The 19237-nt window shown below is 60.9% G+C and carries 13 protein-coding genes; all 13 read left to right on the plus strand.

Annotation, left to right across the window (positions count from 1 at the left end; genetic code table 11):
* Positions 1-9: 9 nt before the first annotated feature.
* The 13 genes from AC3WMV_RS22525 to pseC all read left to right on the plus strand — a co-directional run bounded on the left by AC3WMV_RS22525 (position 10) and on the right by pseC (position 19211).
* The gene (locus AC3WMV_RS22525; RefSeq protein WP_103368129.1) at positions 10-1581 is read left to right on the plus strand and encodes a flagellar hook-associated protein 3; all 1572 of its coding nucleotides are present in this window, start codon (positions 10-12) and stop codon (positions 1579-1581) included.
* A gap of 109 nt (positions 1582-1690) precedes the next feature.
* Positions 1691-5284 (plus strand): glycosyltransferase, encoded by a 3594-nt coding sequence (locus AC3WMV_RS22530; protein ID WP_103368128.1) that lies wholly within the window; start codon positions 1691-1693, stop codon positions 5282-5284.
* 220 nt (positions 5285-5504) lie between these two features.
* The gene (locus tag AC3WMV_RS22535) at positions 5505-7511 is read left to right on the plus strand and encodes a calcium-binding protein (protein ID WP_103368127.1); all 2007 of its coding nucleotides are present in this window, start codon (positions 5505-5507) and stop codon (positions 7509-7511) included.
* 255 nt (positions 7512-7766) lie between these two features.
* Positions 7767-8540, plus strand: coding sequence for a glucose-1-phosphate cytidylyltransferase (gene rfbF, locus AC3WMV_RS22540; protein ID WP_095139348.1), 774 nt, complete (start codon positions 7767-7769; stop codon positions 8538-8540).
* Entirely contained in the window at positions 8522-9604 is a 1083-nt protein-coding gene (gene rfbG, locus AC3WMV_RS22545) for a CDP-glucose 4,6-dehydratase (RefSeq protein WP_103368126.1), read from the plus strand. The genes rfbF and rfbG overlap by 19 nt, the downstream gene beginning before the upstream one ends.
* Positions 9601-10161: a dTDP-4-dehydrorhamnose 3,5-epimerase family protein gene (locus AC3WMV_RS22550; protein ID WP_027614216.1), complete on the plus strand. Its 561-nt coding sequence runs from the start codon at positions 9601-9603 to the stop codon at positions 10159-10161. Before rfbG ends, AC3WMV_RS22550 begins: the two co-directional genes overlap by 4 nt.
* Positions 10158-11384 (plus strand): class I SAM-dependent methyltransferase, encoded by a 1227-nt coding sequence (locus AC3WMV_RS22555; protein WP_103368125.1) that lies wholly within the window; start codon positions 10158-10160, stop codon positions 11382-11384. The genes AC3WMV_RS22550 and AC3WMV_RS22555 overlap by 4 nt, the downstream gene beginning before the upstream one ends.
* The gene (locus AC3WMV_RS22560; RefSeq protein WP_103368124.1) at positions 11381-12232 is read left to right on the plus strand and encodes an NAD-dependent epimerase/dehydratase family protein; all 852 of its coding nucleotides are present in this window, start codon (positions 11381-11383) and stop codon (positions 12230-12232) included. The genes AC3WMV_RS22555 and AC3WMV_RS22560 overlap by 4 nt, the downstream gene beginning before the upstream one ends.
* The gene (locus tag AC3WMV_RS22565) at positions 12229-13299 is read left to right on the plus strand and encodes a class I SAM-dependent methyltransferase (RefSeq protein WP_103368123.1); all 1071 of its coding nucleotides are present in this window, start codon (positions 12229-12231) and stop codon (positions 13297-13299) included. Before AC3WMV_RS22560 ends, AC3WMV_RS22565 begins: the two co-directional genes overlap by 4 nt.
* 17 nt (positions 13300-13316) lie before the next feature.
* Positions 13317-14054: a cephalosporin hydroxylase family protein gene (locus tag AC3WMV_RS22570; protein WP_102355272.1), complete on the plus strand. Its 738-nt coding sequence runs from the start codon at positions 13317-13319 to the stop codon at positions 14052-14054.
* Between the two features lie 55 nt (positions 14055-14109).
* Entirely contained in the window at positions 14110-17025 is a 2916-nt protein-coding gene (locus AC3WMV_RS22575; protein ID WP_103368122.1) for a TIGR00180 family glycosyltransferase, read from the plus strand.
* A 30-nt stretch (positions 17026-17055) separates the two neighbouring features.
* Positions 17056-18057 (plus strand): UDP-N-acetylglucosamine 4,6-dehydratase (inverting), encoded by a 1002-nt coding sequence (gene pseB / locus AC3WMV_RS22580; RefSeq protein ID WP_027614222.1) that lies wholly within the window; start codon positions 17056-17058, stop codon positions 18055-18057.
* Complete coding sequence (pseC, locus tag AC3WMV_RS22585; RefSeq protein ID WP_103368121.1) at positions 18054-19211, plus strand: UDP-4-amino-4,6-dideoxy-N-acetyl-beta-L-altrosamine transaminase; 1158 nt, start codon at positions 18054-18056, stop codon at positions 19209-19211. The genes pseB and pseC overlap by 4 nt, the downstream gene beginning before the upstream one ends.
* Positions 19212-19237: the final 26 nt, after the last annotated feature.

A 19237-nucleotide genomic window follows, 5' to 3' on the forward strand; every position in this document is an offset into this window, starting at 1 on the left:
TCGTAATTCATGCGCATTTCCACCGCCCAGTATTACGCGACGCAAGCTGCTCAATATCAGCGCAACTACAGCAAGACGGTCGCGACCGCCAACGAAGCGAGCAGCCTGCAGCGCATCAACACCGCTGCCGACGATCCGATCGGCGCCGGTCGCCTGCTCAAGCTGGGGCAGCAAAGTGCGATGCTCGACCAGTATCAGGGCAACATCGACACCACCAAGAGCTCGCTGACCGTGCAGGAGTCGACGTTGAACTCCATCACCACGGCTCTGCAGCGCGCCAAGGAAATCGGCCTGGCCGCCAACAACGGTATCGCTACCGACGACAACCGCAAGGCGTACGCGGCGGAACTGAGCCAGATCCAGCAACAAGTGCTGGGCCTGATGAACTCCAAGGATGCCAACGGCAACTACCTGTTCTCCGGTTCCAAGACCGATACCGCGCCGTACTCGCAAAACGTCGACGGCACCTACACCTATAACGGTGACCAGACCCAGATCAACCTGGGCATTGGCGACGGTATGTCGGTCGCGACCAATACCACCGGTTGGGACGCCTTCCAGCAGACCATCAACACCAGCCGCACCCAGACCACCATGACCGCTCCGGCGGTGGATGACGGTCGTGTGGTGCTGTCCAACGGTACGGTCGGCACCGCAGCGACCTACAACGCCAAGTTCACGGCGGGCCAGCCATACACCGTGGATTTCATCAGCAGCACGCAGTTGAAAATCACCGATGCCCTGGGCAACGACGTGACGTCCGAGGCCAGCCAGAACGGCCTGATCAGCAACAGCAATGGTGCCAACCAGACCGTCAGCTTCCGTGGCGTCGACATGAAGTTGAACATCAACCTCAAGGCCGGCGACACCAACCCGGATGCGGTCATCGCCGGTCACAGCTTCCAGCTGTCGGCCACACCTGACTCGTTCACTACCGCGCGCAGCCCGGGCAACCCGTCGACGGCGGTCATCACCGGCTCCAGCGTGACCAACCAGGCGGCGTACAGCGCGGCCTTCCCGTCGGGCGGCGGCGCGGTGCTGAAGTTCACCAGCGCCACCGATTTCGACCTGTACGCGGCCCCTGTGACCGCTGACAGCAAGCCAGTGTCGTCGGGCACCATGGTTGGTAGCAACGCCACGGCTGCCGGTGTGACCTTCGCCATCGGCGGTACGCCGGGCGCGGGCGATCAGTTCTCGATTCAGTCCAACAACCACCAGACCCAGAACGTGCTCGACACCCTGGGGCAGATGGTCACGGCGCTGAACATGCCGGTCGATGGTGATCCGGTAGCCAAGCAGAAATTCCAGGGGGCCATGGAGTCGGCGCTGGGCAACATCGACAGCGCCTCCAACCAGATTGGCGCTGCAGTGACCTCGATCGGTGCGCGCGGTCAGTCGCTGGATGACCAGGACACCACCAACCAGAGCCTGATCCAGGCCAACACCACGACCCAGGGTTCGATCCGTGATTCGGATCCGGCCGAAGTGATGACCCGCCTGACGTTGCAGCAGACCATGCTGCAAGCCTCGCAACTGGCGTTCAGCAAGATCAGTCAGTTGGGTCTGTTCAACAAGATCTGACATTGGACGGGCGCGCAGGCGCCCGTTTGTCTCGTCCTTCAGTTAATGTTTTTTTGCGGTTTCATGGGCTCGCTTTACCGAGCGGGCTCGTACCGCCTGTGAGTCCGCCGTGAATCCACTTCCTCTCGTCAGTCTGGTCATTCCCGCCTTCAATCCGCGCTTCTTCGAGCGGACCTTGAACAGTGCGGTGAGCCAGACTTATGGCCAACTCGAAATCATCGTTTGCGACGACAGCCGCGGCAGCGAGATTGAAGCCATCGTTGCGGCGGTAGTCGAGCAGTCCGGCGTCGCCGTGCGTTACGTGCGCAATCCGCGCACCCTGGGCATGGTCGGCAATCTCAAGGCCTGCCTGGAACAGGCGCAGGGCCAATTGGTCAAATTTCTGTGCGACGACGACCATCTCTATGCCGCCTGTGTTGAACAGCAAGCGCAGGAAATGGTGCGTGAGGAAGTCCGGCTGGTGCTGGCTCAGCGTCTGTTCTGGGACGCTGACGACATCATTCTTCCGGCACGTCTGGAAAACACTTCGCTGTCGCCGCTCAGTGGTTTGTTCAAGGGCGACGACCTGCTGGGCATCTTTGAAAAGTTTCCGGTCAATGTGCTGGGTGGGTTCACCAATGCGCTGTTTCGCCGGGAAGATCTTGTCGAGTTGCTGCCGGCGTTGACCCAGGAAGGCCACTGCTTTGAGGCAACCCTGGATTTCGCGCTGTTCGTCTGTCTGATGCGGCGCGGCAACGTGGCGGTGTCCAACAATGTACTCAGTGCCGAGCGACTGTACCCGGAGCGCCTGAGCGCCCAGCAGTCGATGAAAGATGCGGTTGAAGTCGAGCGCGAGTGGATTCTGCAAATGCTCAAGGCGCGCAGCGGCGAATCTGCGCCTGCGCCGGGTTGGGTTCGCTACATCCCGCTGACCAAGGCTGATGAGACACCCCGGGTCTGGGAAGAGCTGCCTCTGAGCCGCACCCTGGGTACCAAACAAAGTCGCCAGGAGTGGTGTGTCGGCATCGACAGCTGGAGTTTTGCCGAGCTTTATGCGCAATGGCTGGAGTGCCGGGTGCTCACCGAGGGGCAGCGCAAGTTGCTGCCGGAGACCCTGGCTGGCTGGTCGCATCAGCCGCGCATCGTCCCGATCGTCATCGATCGCGACGGCAGTCGCGACGGTGTCGAGCGCACGCTGGAGGCGCTTGCCGCACAGGATTATCTGCCGGAGTTGATTCTGGTGCTGTCCGCTGCCTGTTCCGAGGCCGAGCTCGATGGTCGGGTGTTCCGCATGCCGTTGCAGGACGACGGACTGGAGCAGATCAATGCATTGTTACCGCAACTGGAAGGGGCCGACTGGTTCTACCTGTTGCAGGCCGGCGATCGTCCGGTGGTGCCGGCGTTGTTGATCATGGCCGAGCGCATTGCCCATTCTCCGGCGCTGACGTGTCTGTACAGCGATGAAGGCAGCCTGCGCAACGGCGAATCGGCGGAGCCTGCGTTCAAACCGGATTTCAACCTCGACCTGCTGCGCAGTTACCCGTACGTCGGGCGCGCGCTGACGTTCAAGCGCGAACGCTTTCTGGCGCTGGGCGGATTCGCGGCGACGTTCGCCGAACTGGCCCCCCACGACGTGTTGTGGCGCATGGTCGAGAGTGATGGTACGCAGGTGGTCGGGCATGTCGCCGAAGTTCTGGTGCAATCGCCCTTCGATCTGTCCGCCTGGCTCGCCGCTCCGGCGGTCATCGAGCAGAATCCGCGTGTACTCGAGGCCCATCTGCAGCGCCTGGGGATTGCCCACGAAATCCGCCGTGGCAGTTCCGGGTTGCTCAATCGTGTCGACTATCGCCATGCCCGGCGTCCGCTGGTGTCGATCATTATCGTGACCAAGGACCAGACGGCTGCCTTGCAGCGCTGCGTCGAGACGCTGTTGGAGAAGACCGCTTACTCCGAGTACGAGTTGTTGCTGGTCGACAACGGCAGCGAAAGCACCGAAGCGCGGGCCTGGCTGGACGGTATGGCAGAGCTGGGCGGCGAGCGGATTCGTGTCCTGAACTACCCGCAGCAGGGCAACGCAGCGGCGCTGCATAATTTTGCGGTAGGGCAGGCGCGTGGTGAATACGTGCTGCTGCTCAATTCGTTTGCGGTAATCACCCAGGCCGACTGGCTCGACGAACTGCTCAATCATGCGCAGCGTCCGGAAGTCGGCGTGGTCGGCGCCAAGCTGTTCAATCCTGATGGGTGCGTGCTGCACGCGGGTCTGATTCTTGGTCTGCAAGGTGCAGTGGGTTTGCCGTTCTATGGTCAGTCGTTGCAGTCGGATGGTTACATGTTCCGGCTGCAAGCGGTCCATGACCTGAGTGCCGTCAGTGGCGATTGCCTGATGGTGCGCAAGGCGGTTTATGAAGCTGTCGCCGGTCTCGATGAGCAAGCGCTGAAACAGGCGCTGAATGTCGTGGATCTGTGCCTGCGAATCGGTCAGGAAGGATACCTGGTGGTGTGGACCCCTTATGCCTTGCTGGCACTGGGCGCACGCCCCAGTGTCCAGGCGACGGCAGAAGAGGAGCAATTGCAGCTTCAGGAGCAGGAAACCTTCTACCAGCGCTGGTTGCCGCGCATTGCCCGTGATCCGGCCTTCAACGTCAATTTGTCGTTGCAGGGTGTCGGTGCGACGAGCTTCAGCCTGGAACCGGGCCTGCGTACCGGCTGGAGTGCATTTTCCCGGGCGCAGTTGCCGAACGTGCTTGCCGTGCCGATCAACGCCTCGGCCATCGGTCACTACCGCATGAGCCAGCCGCTGATCGAACTGGAAGCGGCCAACCGCGCTGAAGGGCGGATTTGCTATGGACTGCCGTCGATCATTGATATCGAGCGTCAGTCCCCGGACGTGATTGTGCTGCAGGGGCGTTATTCGCAGGGTGCCATTGATGAGATTCCGCCACTGAAGAAATTCAGTCATGCCCGGCGCATCTTTGAGCTTGATGACTATGTGATCGACGTTCCTCATCGCAATGCGCATATTCGCAACATGCCCAATAAACAGGAAATGGAGCGGATGGTGCGCAGTGCGATCAGCCTGTGTGATCGGGTGGTGGTATCGACCCAGCCACTGGCCAATGCGTTGTCGGACATGCACCACGACATTCGCGTCGTCCCCAACATGCTCGCACGCAACTTGTGGACTGACTTGCGCAGCCAGCGTCGCACTTCGAAAAAACCACGGGTCGGCTGGGGCGGTGGCACCAGTCACCACGGCGACCTGGCGGTGATCGCCGATGTTGTGCGTGAGCTGGCCAATGAAGTCGACTGGGTGTTCTTCGGCATGTGCCCGGATGATCTGCGTCCGTACATGCATGAATTCCACGGGGTAATCCCGTTGGAAGTGTATCCGGCCAAACTGGCAAGCCTGAATCTCGATCTGGCGCTGGCGCCACTGGAATTCCACATCTTCAACGACTGCAAGAGCAACCTGCGTCTGCTGGAGTACGGCGCCTGCGGTTACCCGGTGATCTGCACCGATACCGAGGCCTATCGCGGCTACCTGCCGTGCACCCGGGTCAAGACCAACAGCACCGATGAATGGCTGCAGGCGATCCGCATGCACCTGGCCGACCCCGATGCGAGCTATCGCATGGGCGATGAACTGCGAGAAATCGTATTGCGCGACTACGTACTGCGGGGCGACAACCTGCGCTATTGGGAAAACGGCTGGCTGGCGGATTGACCGGCACTGCTGAAAAAGGCGACTTTCGAGTCGCCTTTTTTGCGTCTTAAATATCCTGTTTGTATCAGTATCGACACTTTTTTACCGCAGAGCCTCAAGCATAGCGCTTTTCCTGTCGATACTTCTCTATTCGCTGACCTCGGACGGTTGCTGCTGGCGTGATCGGCTTGTTACCGGGAGGCAGGTTTCCGGATTCAACAACAATGCAAGGAAGAAGCAAATGGCAGTGATTTATGGGACGAGTGAAGCCGATGTCATGAGCGGCAGTGAAGGCAATGACGAGCTCTTCGGACTGGAATCGGATGATCAGATCTGGGGGACTGCCGGAGCCGATCTGCTGGATGGTGGCGAGGGTTTTGATTCCGTGGATTATCGAATCATGTCTTCGGGCGTCAGCGTCGATATCCGCCAAGGGCTTGCCAGCGTCACGAAGGCAGATGGTTCCATTGACACGCTGGTTGCCATCGAAAAAGTGGTCGGCAGCTTCCTTGATGACACCCTTGCCAGTTCGGTTTCCGGCGTCACGCTGGAAGGCAGCGGCGGGGATGACGTTTACATCATCGGCAGTGAGGGCGTGACGATCATCGAAGACGAGCGCGGCGGCTACGACGAGTTGCGCACCAGCGTTAACATCCAGAAGATGGACCCGTTCCTCGACAAAATGACCTTCACCGGAACCGGCGACTTCAAGGGCTACGGCAATGCCGAGCACAACGTGATCATTGCCGGCGCCGGTAATGACTGGCTGTGGGGTGGCGACGGTGGCGATCAGTTCATTGGCGGCGAGGGCTTCGACACCGTCAGCTATACCGACAGCCTTGAAGGCGTCAGTATCGAGCTCTCGAGCATGTGGGGCGCCACTGGTATTGCATTCGGCGATACCTACTCGAGCATCGAGGCCGTGCAGGGTTCGAATTTCAACGATGTGATCTTCGCCGACGCAAGCGCAATGGTCATGGACGGTGCCGATGGCTTTGACGCCGTCGATTACAGCCGTTCCAACGACGCGGTCAGCATCGAGTTTCGTGATGGCAAGGGCTTCGGTTCCGGCGACTACGCCGAGGGCGACACCTTGATCAATGTGGAAAAGGTTGTCGGGACTAACCTGGACGATCACTTCACTGCCAACTCGGGCGGCGTGACCTTCGAAGGTGGCTGGGGCAGCGACGTCTACACGATCAACAGCGAGGGTGTGACCATCGTCGAGACAGACTCAGGCATGGGGTTTGACGAGCTGTACACCAGCCTGTCGGTCATGAAGATGGACCCGTTCATCGAGAAAATGACCTACACCGGTACAGCCGATTTCACCGGTTATGGCAATGATTCCGACAACTACATCTTCGGCGGCAGCGGCGATGACCTGTTCTACGGTGGCGCCGGACGGGATGTCTTCGTGGGCGGCGCGGGAACGGACATCGTCAGCTATGAGGACAGCGACACGGGTGTGGTGGCCACGCTGTGGAGAATCGGCCAGAACGGCACGGCTGACGGTGACACGCATTACGATGTCGAAGGCTTGCGTGGCAGCCATTTTAACGATGAGCTGGGTGCCAACAGGGAAGATACGATTCTGGAAGGCAGCAGTGGTGACGATACCCTGAACGGCAACGATGGCAACGATCATCTCTATGGCGGGCTGAAGTCCGGTCTCGACGGCGACGCGGCGCAGGCTGACAAATTATTCGGCGGCAACGGCGATGACGTCATCGTTAGTGCTGCGAATGACCTGGGCACTGTGGCGGACGGTGGACAAGGCAGTGACACCATCACGGTCCACAACGGCAGTGCCTTTGGTAATGACGGTTTTGACGTGCTCACCGGCACCGGCAACAGTTATCTGTTGTCAGGTGGCAGTGGCAACGACGTGCTGAACCTCAATCTCACGGGGCAGTCGGGCACTGGCGGCATCGCATTGGGCGGTATGGGTGACGATACCTATATCGTGAACACCACTGGGTTGGTATCGATTCAGGACGAGGGCTGGGATATCAATGACACCCTGATCCTGAACACCATCGCCAATATCAGCCAGTTGAACGTCACCCGCATCGGTGACGACGCCTATCTGCATGGTGCCAACGACGGCAGCGCCGGCGTTCCCGACAACGGCGTGAAGCTGCAGGGCTGGTACGCCGGGTACAACAACATCGAACATCTGCAGACCGCTGACGGCCAGTCCTACGACCTGCCTGCCACGATCGATGGATTCGCGATGTTTGGCTGATCCGTCCGATTCATTGAAGTAGCTTGATGAAAGGGATGATTCCGGCAACGGACTCATCCCTTTTTCATGCCTTGAATTCCCGCCGACGCAGCGCTCGCGGAGCTGGCGCGTTTCCTGCAAGTCCCCCTCAAATCGCCATAAAACGAGCGCTCGCGGTCATCGCAGCGGCGCCGCAGGCGGCAAAAGGGTTAGCCAGACGGCGCGCATCGCTCAAGAAAGCCATGCGCAGCCCGGTGACGAACGAGAGGGGAGACGATGAAGGCAGTTATTTTGGCGGGTGGCCTCGGCACGCGCATCAGTGAAGAGTCGCACCTCAAGCCCAAGCCCATGATCGAGATCGGCGGCAAGCCAATTCTCTGGCACATCATGAAGCAGTATTCCGCTCACGGAATCCACGACTTCGTGATTTGCCTGGGCTACAAGGGCTATGCGATCAAAGACTTCTTCGCCAACTACTTCCTGCACACCTCCGACGTCACGTTCGACATGCGCAACAACCGCATGGACGTGCACCAGAACTACAGCGAGCCGTGGAGCGTCACCCTGATCGACACCGGCGAGGAAACCATGACCGGTGGCCGTCTGCTGCGTGCCGGCCGTTACCTCAAGGATGAAGAGGCGTTCTGCTTCACCTACGGCGACGGCGTTTCCGACATCAACATTGCTCAACTCGTCGATTACCACAAAGCCCACGGTCGCCTGGCCACCGTCACCGCGGTGCAGCCGCCGGGACGTTACGGTGCCCTTGAGCGCCAGGGCGATCAGGTACTGGGTTTCACCGAGAAACCGCGCGGCGACGGTGGCTGGATCAACGGTGGTTTCTTCGTGCTGTCACCCAAAGTCCTGTCCTACATTGCTGGCGATGAAACCACCTGGGAAGCCGAGCCGCTGGCGCGTCTGGCAGAGGATGAACAGCTGAACGCCTTCGAACACGAAGGCTTCTGGCATCCGATGGATACCCTGCGCGACAAGAACCACCTCGAAGCGCTGTGGCAGAGCGGGGAGGCCCCATGGAAGCAATGGGCCTGAGTGCGGATTTCTGGCGCGGCAAACGCGTACTGATTACCGGCCACACCGGTTTCAAAGGCAGCTGGCTGACCCTGTGGCTGCAAAGCCTCGGCGCGCAAGTCAGCGGTTTCTCGCTGGATCCGTCGACCGAACCGAGCCTGTATGAACTGGCGCGGGTTCACGAAGGGATCAACGATCAGCGCGGTGATCTGCGCGATCTCGGCGCGTTGCTGGAGATCATCGCCGACACCGAGCCGGAGATCGTCCTGCACCTGGCCGCGCAGCCGCTGGTGCGTGAAGGTTATCGCGACCCGCTGGGTACTTATTCCAGCAACGTCATGGGCACGCTGAACCTGCTCGAAGCGATCCGTCAGGTCGGTTGCGTGCGCGCCTGCGTGCTGGTGACGACCGACAAGGTTTACGCCAACAAGGAATGGCTGTGGCCGTACCGCGAAGACGAAGCCCTCGGTGGCCACGATCCCTACAGCAGCAGCAAGGCTTGCTGCGAACTGTTGGCGCAGTCTTATGCGGCGTCGTTTTTCCCGGCTGACAAGTACGCTGAACACGGTCTGGCTTTGACCACCGCGCGCGCCGGCAACGTCTTGGGTGGCGGTGACTTCGCCCCTGAGCGGCTGATTCCGGACGTGCTCAAAGCCTGGACTGCGGACGAGCCGGTGACCTTGCGTTACCCGCAAGCCGTGCGCCCGTGGCAACACGCGCTGGAACCGCTGGCCGGTTACCTGCAACTGGCTGCGGGGCTCTACGAACAAGGCCCGGAATACGCCGGGGCGTGGAACTTCGGCCCGGGCGAGGCGGACATGTGCAGCGTCGGCGAAGTGGTCGAACTGCTCGCCAGTCGCTGGCCACAGGCACGTGGTCTGCGCATCGAAAAAAGCGAACTGCACGAGGCTGGCCTGTTGCGCCTCGACAGTAGTCGCGCCCGTCAGGTACTCGGCTGGCAGCCACGCTGGACATTACAGCAATGCCTGACCCAGACCCTCGACTGGCATCTGGCGTGGCAGAACGGCGATGACATGCGCAACGTCACTCTCGGCCAACTGAACCTGTACCGAGGCGCGCTGTGAGCGAGTTTTCCTTGAAACCGTTGCCGCTGGCCGGGCTTTTCAGCGTCCAGCACAGACGCTTCGAAGATCAGCGCGGGCATTTCGCCCGGCTGTTCTGCGAAGGCAGCCTGAGTGCGTTCGGCAGCGAATTTCACATCCGCCAGATCAACCATTCCTGCACCCGCGAGAAGGGCAGCGTGCGCGGTCTGCATTATCAGAATGCCAATGCGCCGGAAGCCAAGCTGATCACTTGCCTGCGCGGTGAAGTGTGGGACGTGGCGGTGGATCTGCGTCCGGATTCCGCAACCTTTCTGCACTGGCACGCCGAGCACCTCAAGGCTGGCGACGGTCGCAGCCTGTTGATTCCGGCCGGCTTCGCTCACGGCTTCCAGACCCTGACGGAAGACGCCGAACTGCTTTACCTGCACAGCGCCGATTACGCGCCGGAGCACGAAGGCGGCTTGTCGGTGAACGATCCACGGCTGGCGATTGCCTGGCCGTTGCCTGTCAATAATTTGTCAGCGCGTGATTCCAGCCATCCTGCGCTCGATCAACACTTTGCCGGAGTGCGTCTATGAACTGCCGTGGGTGCGCCGCACCGCTGAGCCTGCCGCTGATTGACCTCGGCACCTCGCCACCGTCCAACGCCTACGTGCATGCCGAGCGCCTGGAGCAGGCCGAACAGTGGGTGCCGCTCAAGGTCGCCGTGTGCCAGCAGTGCTGGCTGGTGCAGACCGAGGACTACACCCGCGCCGACAGCCTGTTCGACGCCGAGTACGCCTATTTCAGTTCGTTCTCCAGCACCTGGCTGGCCCACGCCGAGCGCTATGTCGCCGAGATGGTCGAGCGCTTTGACCTGAGCGCCGACAGCCGTGTGGTCGAAATTGCCGCCAATGACGGTTACCTGCTGCAGTACGTCGCTGCTCGCGGCATTCCGTGTCTGGGTGTCGAGCCGACTCGCAGCACCGCGCAAGCGGCGCGAGAAAAGGGCCTGCAGATTCGTGAAGTGTTCTTCGGTCGCGACAGCGCAGCACAGCTGCACAGCGAAGGCTGGGGCGCCGACCTGATGGCCGCCAACAACGTGCTCGCGCATGTGCCGGACATCAATGATTTCCTGGGTGGTTTCGCCACGCTGCTCAAGCCGACCGGCGTCGCCACTTTTGAGTTTCCGCAACTGCTGACGCTGATGGCTGGCGCACAGTTCGACACCCTGTACCACGAGCACTATTCCTACCTGTCGCTGACCGCGGTGCAGACTCTGTGCGAACGCAATGGTCTGGAAGTATTCGACGTCAGTCAGTTGAGCACCCATGGCGGTTCTCTGCGGGTGTTCGTGCAACGCCAGGACGGTGAGCGTCGTGCGGTGCAGCCGGCGGTGCAGCAACAGTTGCAGGCCGAACTGGATGCCGGGGTGAAAACCCCTGAGTACTACGCGACCCTCGCGCCGGCTGCCGAACGCATCAAGCATGAACTGCTGCGCTTTCTGTTGCAGGCCAAGGCCGACGGCAAGCGGGTGGTCGGTTACGGCGCGGCGGCCAAGGGCAACACCTTGCTCAACTACGCCGGGGTCAAACCGGATCTGCTGGCGTGGGTGGCCGATGCCAACCCGCACAAGCAGGGCAAGTTCCTGCCGGGCAGTCGGATCCCGATTGTCGCGCCGGCGCAGATCGACATCGAAAAACCGGACTACGTGCTAGTACTGCCGTGGAACCTGTTGCACGAAGTCAGTCAGCAACTGGCGCAGGTGCGTCAGTGGGACGGGCGCTTCGTGATCGCCGTGCCTGAGATGAAAGTCCTGTGAACGTCCTGGTCACCGGGGCCACGGGCTTCGTCGGCCGGCATCTGGTCGCGGCGTTGCTCGCCCGTGGCTGCGCGGTACGTGCGGTGGCGCGTAATGTCGAGACTGCGGCGAGCATGCCGTGGATCAACCACGTCGAATTCGTCGCGACGGATATTCACGCGGTGGATCTGGACATTGCGGCGCTCACCGACGGTATCGACGTCCTCGCGCACCTGGCTTGGCCGGGATTGCCGAACTATCGGGCGCTGTTCCATTTCGAGCACAACCTGATGGCCGACTACCGCTTTATCAAAGGCGCGGTCGAGGCGGGTGTGGCGCAAGTATTGGTGACCGGCACCTGCTTCGAGTACGGCATGCAAAGCGGCCCGCTCGGCGAAAGTGTCGAGCCGCAGCCGAGCAACCCTTACGGTCTGGCCAAACACACGCTGCACCTGTTCTTGCAAAATCTGCAGCAGGAAAAACCGTTCACCTTGCAGTGGGCGCGTCTGTTCTATCTGCATGGCGAAGGGCAGAACCCCAACAGTCTACTGGCAGCGCTGGACCGGGCGATCGATGCCGGCGAGGCGTCGTTCAACATGTCTGGCGGCGAGCAGCTGCGCGACTTTTTGCCGATCGCCAGCGCCGCCGATTACCTCGCCACGATCGTCCATCAGCGCGATTTCAACGGCGTGATCAATTGCGCCAGTGGCCAACCGGTATCGGCGCGCGCACTGGTTGAACAACGGCTGCGCGAGCGCGGTGCGGCACTGAAACTGAACCTTGGCCATTACCCTTATCCGAGCCATGAACCGATGGCGTTCTGGGCCGTGACCGAGCGTTTGCAACAGCTACTGGGAGAGCCGCAATGAGGCACGAGTTGTATCGGGTCACCGACCTGCCGGTGTTGCAGAACCGCACCTTCGCCGACCCGGAGTCGGCAAAGGCTTCGGCCAGCGCCGACATGCTGCTGGTGCAGGATGAGCGCAGCGGCCTGATCTTCAACGCCGCGTTCGACGCCGACAAGCTCAGCTATGACGCTGACTATCAAAACGAGCAGGCCCATTCGGGCCAGTTCCAGAAGCACCTGAGCGACGTCGAAGGCATCATCGCCAAACACTTCAAGGGCCAGGAGCTGATCGAAGTCGGCTGCGGCAAGGGCTACTTTCTTGAGCTGCTCAAGGGCCTCGGTTATTCGATCACCGGGATCGACCCGGCCTACGAAGGCGAGAACGCCGACGTGATCAAGGCGCCGTTCACCCGAGGTCTCGGCCTGGCGGCGGACGCCATCGTGCTGCGTCATGTGCTGGAACACATCGAAGACCCGGTGAGCTTTCTGTCGGTGATCGCCGAAGCCAACCAGGGCGGGCAGATCTACATCGAAGTGCCGTGCTTCGACTGGATCCTCGAGCACAAAGCGTGGTTCGACCTGTTCTACGAGCACGTCAATTATTTCCGCCTCGATGACCTGCGCCGGATGTTCGGCACCGTGCACGAGGCTGGCCACCTGTTTGGCGGCCAATACCTGTACATCGTCGCCGACCTTTCGACGTTGCGCCTGACCCCGCAGCAACCGGTGCCACGCCTGACGCTGCCGGACGGTTTCACCGCCAGCCTTGAGCGCGCGGTGCAGATCATTCAGTCCGCACCCGAGCAGGGTTCGGCGATCTGGGGCGCGTCGTCCAAAGGCGTGATCTATTCGCTGTTCCTGCAACGTGCGGGTGTCGCGGTGGATCGCGTGGTGGATATCAATCCGGCCAAGCAGGGGCGTTATCTGCCGCTGAGCGCCGCGCGGGTATCCTCGCCGCAGGAGGCTATGGACGCTTTGCCCGAAGGCGCCCACCTGTTTGTGATGAATTCCAATTACCTCGAAGAAATCAAGCGGATGACCGGTGGACGCTACGTCTATCACGCCGTCGATAGCGCTTCGTTCCAGTGACCATTGAGACTTTGAACATGACCGACAACAGCATCAACCAAGCCTTCGAAGCCGAGTGCCGCGAGCAGATCGCCCAGCAGGGTGACGACCAGAAACTGACTGGCCTGGCCCGTGATTTCTTCAACGAATCGGCCAAACACAAGTACAGCTACCACTTCTCGTGGATGGGCCGCCCGATCATCCAGCTGCCGCAGGACATGATGGCGATGCAGGAGATCATCTGGCAGGTCAAGCCGGATCTGGTCATCGAGTGCGGCATCGCCCACGGCGGTTCGATCATCTACTACGCCTCATTGCTGGAACTGCAAGGTCACGGTGAAGTGCTGGGCATCGACCTCGACATCCGCCCGCACAACCGTGAAGCGATCGAAAGCCACCCGATGGCCAAGCGCATCAAGATGATCGAAGGTTCGAGCATCGACCCGGCCATCGCCGCTCAGGTGCAGGCTGTGGCCAAAGGCAAGAAGGTCATTCTGGTGCTCGACTCCAACCACACCCACGACCACGTGCTCGAAGAGCTGCGCCTGTATGCGCCGCTGGTCTCGGTCGACAGCTACTGCGTGGTGATGGACACCGTGGTCGAAGACATGCCGGCCGATTTCTTCCCGGATCGTCCATGGGGCCCGGGCGACAATCCGAAAACCGCGGTGTGGAAGTACCTGGAAGAGAACCAGGACTTCGAGATCGACCAGCAGTTGCAGAACAAGCTGCTGATCACCGTGGCGCCGGACGGCTATCTGCGTCGCGTTCGTTAATTCGCACCATCACCAAAGCGTTATCTCGGCGAGTCGCCGGTTGTGGAGAGAAGTTATGCAAGGCAAGTACAGTTCTGAACTGGCGCTACCGCTCAACGAGCTGTTGACCGTGGTGCTGATTACTCACAATCGGCCGGCGTTCCTGCGTCGGGCGGTGAAGTATTACAGCAGCTTGCCCTGCCGGATCATGGTGCTGGACTCCACACCCGAGCGGCCGGAGGGGGATTTTTCCGCCGTCGATTACCATCACGTGCCGCAATTCGCCTACTGGGGCATGCAGGCCAAACTGGCGTACGGTGTAGAGCGACTGACCACGCCATACATGGTGCTGGCGGCTGACGACGATTTCATCCTGCACGATTCGCTGGCCGACTCCGTCGGTTTCCTGCAGGCGAATCCGGACTATGGCATGTGCCATGGCTATTGCCTGATGTACCTGACGCTGTCCGGTGGTGTGAGCTATTACCGTCGCGACAAGAAAGTCCAGGAAGATTATGCGTCCGAGCGGGCTCAGGATCGGGTTATCGACTACATGAGTCAGTACATCCCGCCGTTTTATGCGGTGACCCGTACTGACCTGATGAAAACCTGGCACTCGGCATTGCCGGCGGGTACCAATTTCCAGTGGCAGGAAATCGGCCACGTGTACTTCCTGCTGGCGAGTGCCAAGGCGCGGATTCTGCCGATGCCCTATGTGGTGCGCGAGATCAACTACGGCAATTCCGAGCACAGCACCGAGGTGTATCACTCGTTGACTTACGTCGACGCCAAATCGGTCGCCGAGCGAGAAGCGTTCGCTGAATTCCTTGCGTCGCTGCCGACCGGTATCAAGGATCTTGATGCGCAACAGGGCAAGGCGTTTGCCCTGCAGAGCTTCGAGGCGATGGTCGACAGCCTGCAAAGCGGCCGGGCACTGACGGCAGAACTGATTATTCAGTCCACCTGGAATCAGTCGCTCAAGAGGCCTGACCGGCGGTTCGGGCCTTTGCAATACGTCGAGATGCCGTTTTACAACCAGCCATTTTTCGATCGTCTGGAACAGTTCGAATTCATGCTGCACGCCATGCCCGCCGGGCGCATTCAACTGCGCGACCTGGAGGGTGTGTGGACTCGTCAGGCGCACTTGCTGCAGGCGCGCAACAACGATACCCCGGAAAGTGTTCTGGATCGCTTGTGGCAGGCGCACGACCTCAATGCGTTCAACCGCACCGTGGTCAAGCGTCTGGCACAACAGCTGGAACTGGCCGGCGAGGACGAAGAAGCGCAGAACATGCGCGACTGGAATGCTCGTCTCGAAGCGTTGACGCTGGAAGACCATCATCAGGTGTTCGACCAGACGCAGTCCGGCCGACTGCTCAAGTGGCTGGATTCGCGTCAGGCCGATGGTGCTCAGTTGGCATCGATTGCCGAGCACCTGTCGGTCAACGGCGGTGGCCCGCAGTTCGGCATCTTCCTGCTGGATCTGGACGATGACATCGACAAGTTGCAGGTCAGCCTCGACAGCCTGCTCGAAGGCCAATGCAAGGCGTTCAGAATTGTCGTGTTCACCACCGGCGAAGCGCCGGCGGCCACCACGGCGCAGAACACTTTGCACTTTGTCCGGGTTACGCCGGCCAACCTGGTCGATAAACTCAATCAGAGTGCCCGTCAGTCGCCGTGCGACTGGGTGCTGCTGGCCGAGGCGGGCGACGAGTTCACCGCCAGTGGTTTGTTGCGCGCCAGCCTGGAGTTGATGTCCGCAGGCGATTGCCGTGCTGTTTCCACCGACGAGATTCAGCGCGGGGAGAAGGGCGCGCTGATGGATGTGTTCCGTCCCGGCTTCAACCTTGACCTGCTCTTGAGCCTGCCGGGCCTGATGGCGCGACACTGGCTGGTGCGGCGTGACGCATTGATCGAGATAGGCGGCTACCGCGTCGATTTCAACAAGGCGCTGGAATTTGACGTGCTGCTGCGCATCATCGAAGAGCACGGTTTGAACAGCCTGGCCCACCTCGACGAGCCGCTGCTGATCACCGAAGCCGCGTCGCTGGAAGAAAACGCGCATGAGCGTCTGGCGCTGTTGCGCCACCTGGGCAATCGCGGCTACAAGGCCAAGGTCACCTCGGCGGTGCCGGGCATTTATCAGATCGATTACCACCACAGTGATCGTCCTCTGGTATCGATCGTGATTCCGGCCGGCGATGACCTGCCCGCCCTGCAACGCTGTCTCGAAGGGGTGCAACTGCGCACCCGTTATCACCATTACGAGATCCTGATCGCCACCACGGCCACGCAATCGGCCCAGGTCAATGACTGGCTGGGTACGTACCAGCATCCGAAAGTCCAGGTGCTGCGTGCCGATCAATCGCTGAGCGTACCGGCATTGCTCAACGCCGCCAGCCGCCAGGCGCAGGGCGAATACCTGGTATTGCTTGCGGCCGACGCGGAAGTGGTCAACCCGAACTGGCTGGACTCGCTGCTCAACCATGCCCTGCGTCCGGAAATCGGCGTGGTTGGGCCGAAGCTGGTCGATCGCGACGGCAAAGTCAGCCAGGCCGGGCTGATCCTTGGTATGCATGGCGGGGTGGGTTCGGCGTTCGTCGGTGAGAAACATGATGCCGACGGCTATCTGTACCGGTTGTCGGTGGAGCAGAACTGCTCGGCGGTATCGAGCGTGTGCCTGATGGTGCGCAAAGAACTGTTTGAAGCATTGGGTGGTCTGGACGACAGCACATTCGGCGACGCTTTCAACGATGTCGATCTGTGTCTGAAAGCCGCTCAGGCCGGTTACCTCACGGTATGGACGCCGTCGGTGCAGGTCCTGCATCAGGGCGCGATTGCCCAGGCACCCCAGGCACTGGCAGCGCTACAGGAAAAATGGGCCGCCGCGTTCGCTCAGGATCAGGCGTACAACGCCAACCTGAGCCTGAGCGGCAAAGGGTATGGTCTGAACGACAGTGCGTCGCTGGACTGGTCGCAGTTACTCGCTTGAGTCCGTCGGACAAGGAACAGGAATCAGCACATGTTCAACGGTAAATCGATCTTCATCTCCGGCGGCACCGGCTCGTTCGGGCGCAAATTCATTGCCCGTCTGCTTGAGCAATACCAGCCCAAGCGCGTGGTGGTGTTCTCCCGCGATGAGCTCAAGCAGTACGAAATGCAGCAGACGTTCAACGCGCCGTGCATGCGCTACTTTCTCGGTGACGTACGCGACGCCGATCGTCTGCGGCAGGCCATGCGCGGCATCGACTACGTGGTGCACGCGGCGGCGCTCAAGCAGGTGCCGGCGGCGGAGTACAACCCGACCGAATGTATTCGCACCAACGTCAATGGTGCGGAGAACATCATCGCCGCCGCCATCGACAATGGCGTGAAGAAAGTCGTCGCGCTGTCCACCGACAAGGCCGCCAGCCCGATCAACCTGTACGGTGCGACCAAGCTGCTCTCGGACAAGTTGTTCGTCGCCGCCAACAACATTGCCGGCGAACAACAAACGCGTTTTGCCGTGGTGCGCTACGGCAACGTGGCGGGCTCGCGGGGTTCGGTGGTGCCGTTCTTCAGCAAGCTGATTGCCGACGGTGCGCAGGAATTGCCGATCACCGACGAGCGCATGACCCGCTTCTGGATCACCCTCGATCACGGCGTGCAGTTTGTCCTCGACAGCTTTGCGCGGATGCACGGCGGCGAAGTGTTCGTGCCGAAGATCCCGTCGATTCGCATCGTCGATCTGGCGCGGGGCATGGCCGAGCATCTGCCGCACAAGAACGTTGGTATTCGTCCCGGGGAAAAACTGCATGAACTGATGGTGCCGCTGGACGATGCGCGGATGACCCTGGAGTTCGAAGACCACTACACCATCCAGCCTTCCATCCGCTTTACCAGCGTCGATGTCGATTTCTCCATCGACAAGCTTGGCGAACATGGGCGGCCGGTGAGTGAAGATTTCGAATACCGCTCCGACACCAATCCGCACTATCTCTCGGTCGGGCAGATCGCCGAGCTGCACGCGAAGTTGTCGGCATGATTCCCTACGGTCGGCAGAGCGTTGATCAGGCGGACATCGATGCGGTGGTCGAGGTGCTGCAATCGGACTGGCTGACTCAAGGCCCGACTATCGAGCGTTTCGAGCAGGCGGTGGCCGAGCGATGCCAGGCCGACTTCGCCGTGGCGGTGTGCAACGCCACCGCGGCGCTGCACATCGCCTGCCTCGCTGCCGGCCTTGGCCCGGGTGATCGCTTGTGGACCACGCCGAACACCTTTCTGGCTTCGGCCAATTGTGGGCGCTATTGCGGCGCCGAGGTGGATTTCGTCGACATCGATCCGCTGACCTGGAATCTCGATGCCTTCGCCCTCGCCGCGAAGCTCGATCAGGCCGAGCAGGACGGCACGCTGCCGAAAGTGTTGGTGGCGGTGGCGTTCTCCGGGCAGAGCTGCGACCTGCGCAAGATTGCCGAACTGGCCGAGCGCTACAACTTCACCGTAATCGAAGACGCCTCGCACGCCGTGGGCGCCAGCTACGCCGGGCGTCCGGTGGGTTGCGGGGAGTTTGCGGCGATGACCGTGTTCAGTTTCCACCCGGTGAAGATCATCACCAGTGCTGAAGGCGGCATGGTCCTGACCAATCGCCCGCAACTGGCCGAGCGTCTGCAACGCCTGCGCAGCCACGGCATGACCCGCGATCCGCAGCAGATGAGCGAACCCAGCCACGGCCCGTGGTATTACCAGCAGATCGAGCTGGGCTTCAATTACCGGATCACCGATTTGCAAGCGGCGCTGGGTCTGTCGCAACTGGGCAAACTGGACGGGTTTATCGCCCGTCGCCGCGAACTGGCGGCGCGTTACGACCGGTTGCTGGCCTACCTGCCACTGAGCTTGCCCAACGCGCAGCCGGAGGCGGAATCGGCGTGGCACCTGTACGTGGTGCGCTTGCAGACCGAACGCATCGGCCTGACCCATCGTCAGGTGTTCGAAGGCTTGCGTGCCGCCGGCATCGGCGTGAACCTGCACTATATTCCTGTGCATTTGCAGCCGTACTATCGCGACCTGGGTTTTGCCGAAGGCGACTTCCCCGAAGCCGAGCGTTATTACGCCGAGGCGATCAGCCTGCCGCTGTATCCGTTGCTCAGTGATGAGCAGCAGGATCATGTGGTTGAGCAATTGCGCCGGCTGACCGAATAAACCCCGCTGCGGCGGCGAATGAGACT

The sequence above is a fragment of the Pseudomonas sp. FW305-3-2-15-E-TSA4 genome, assembly GCF_058787295.1.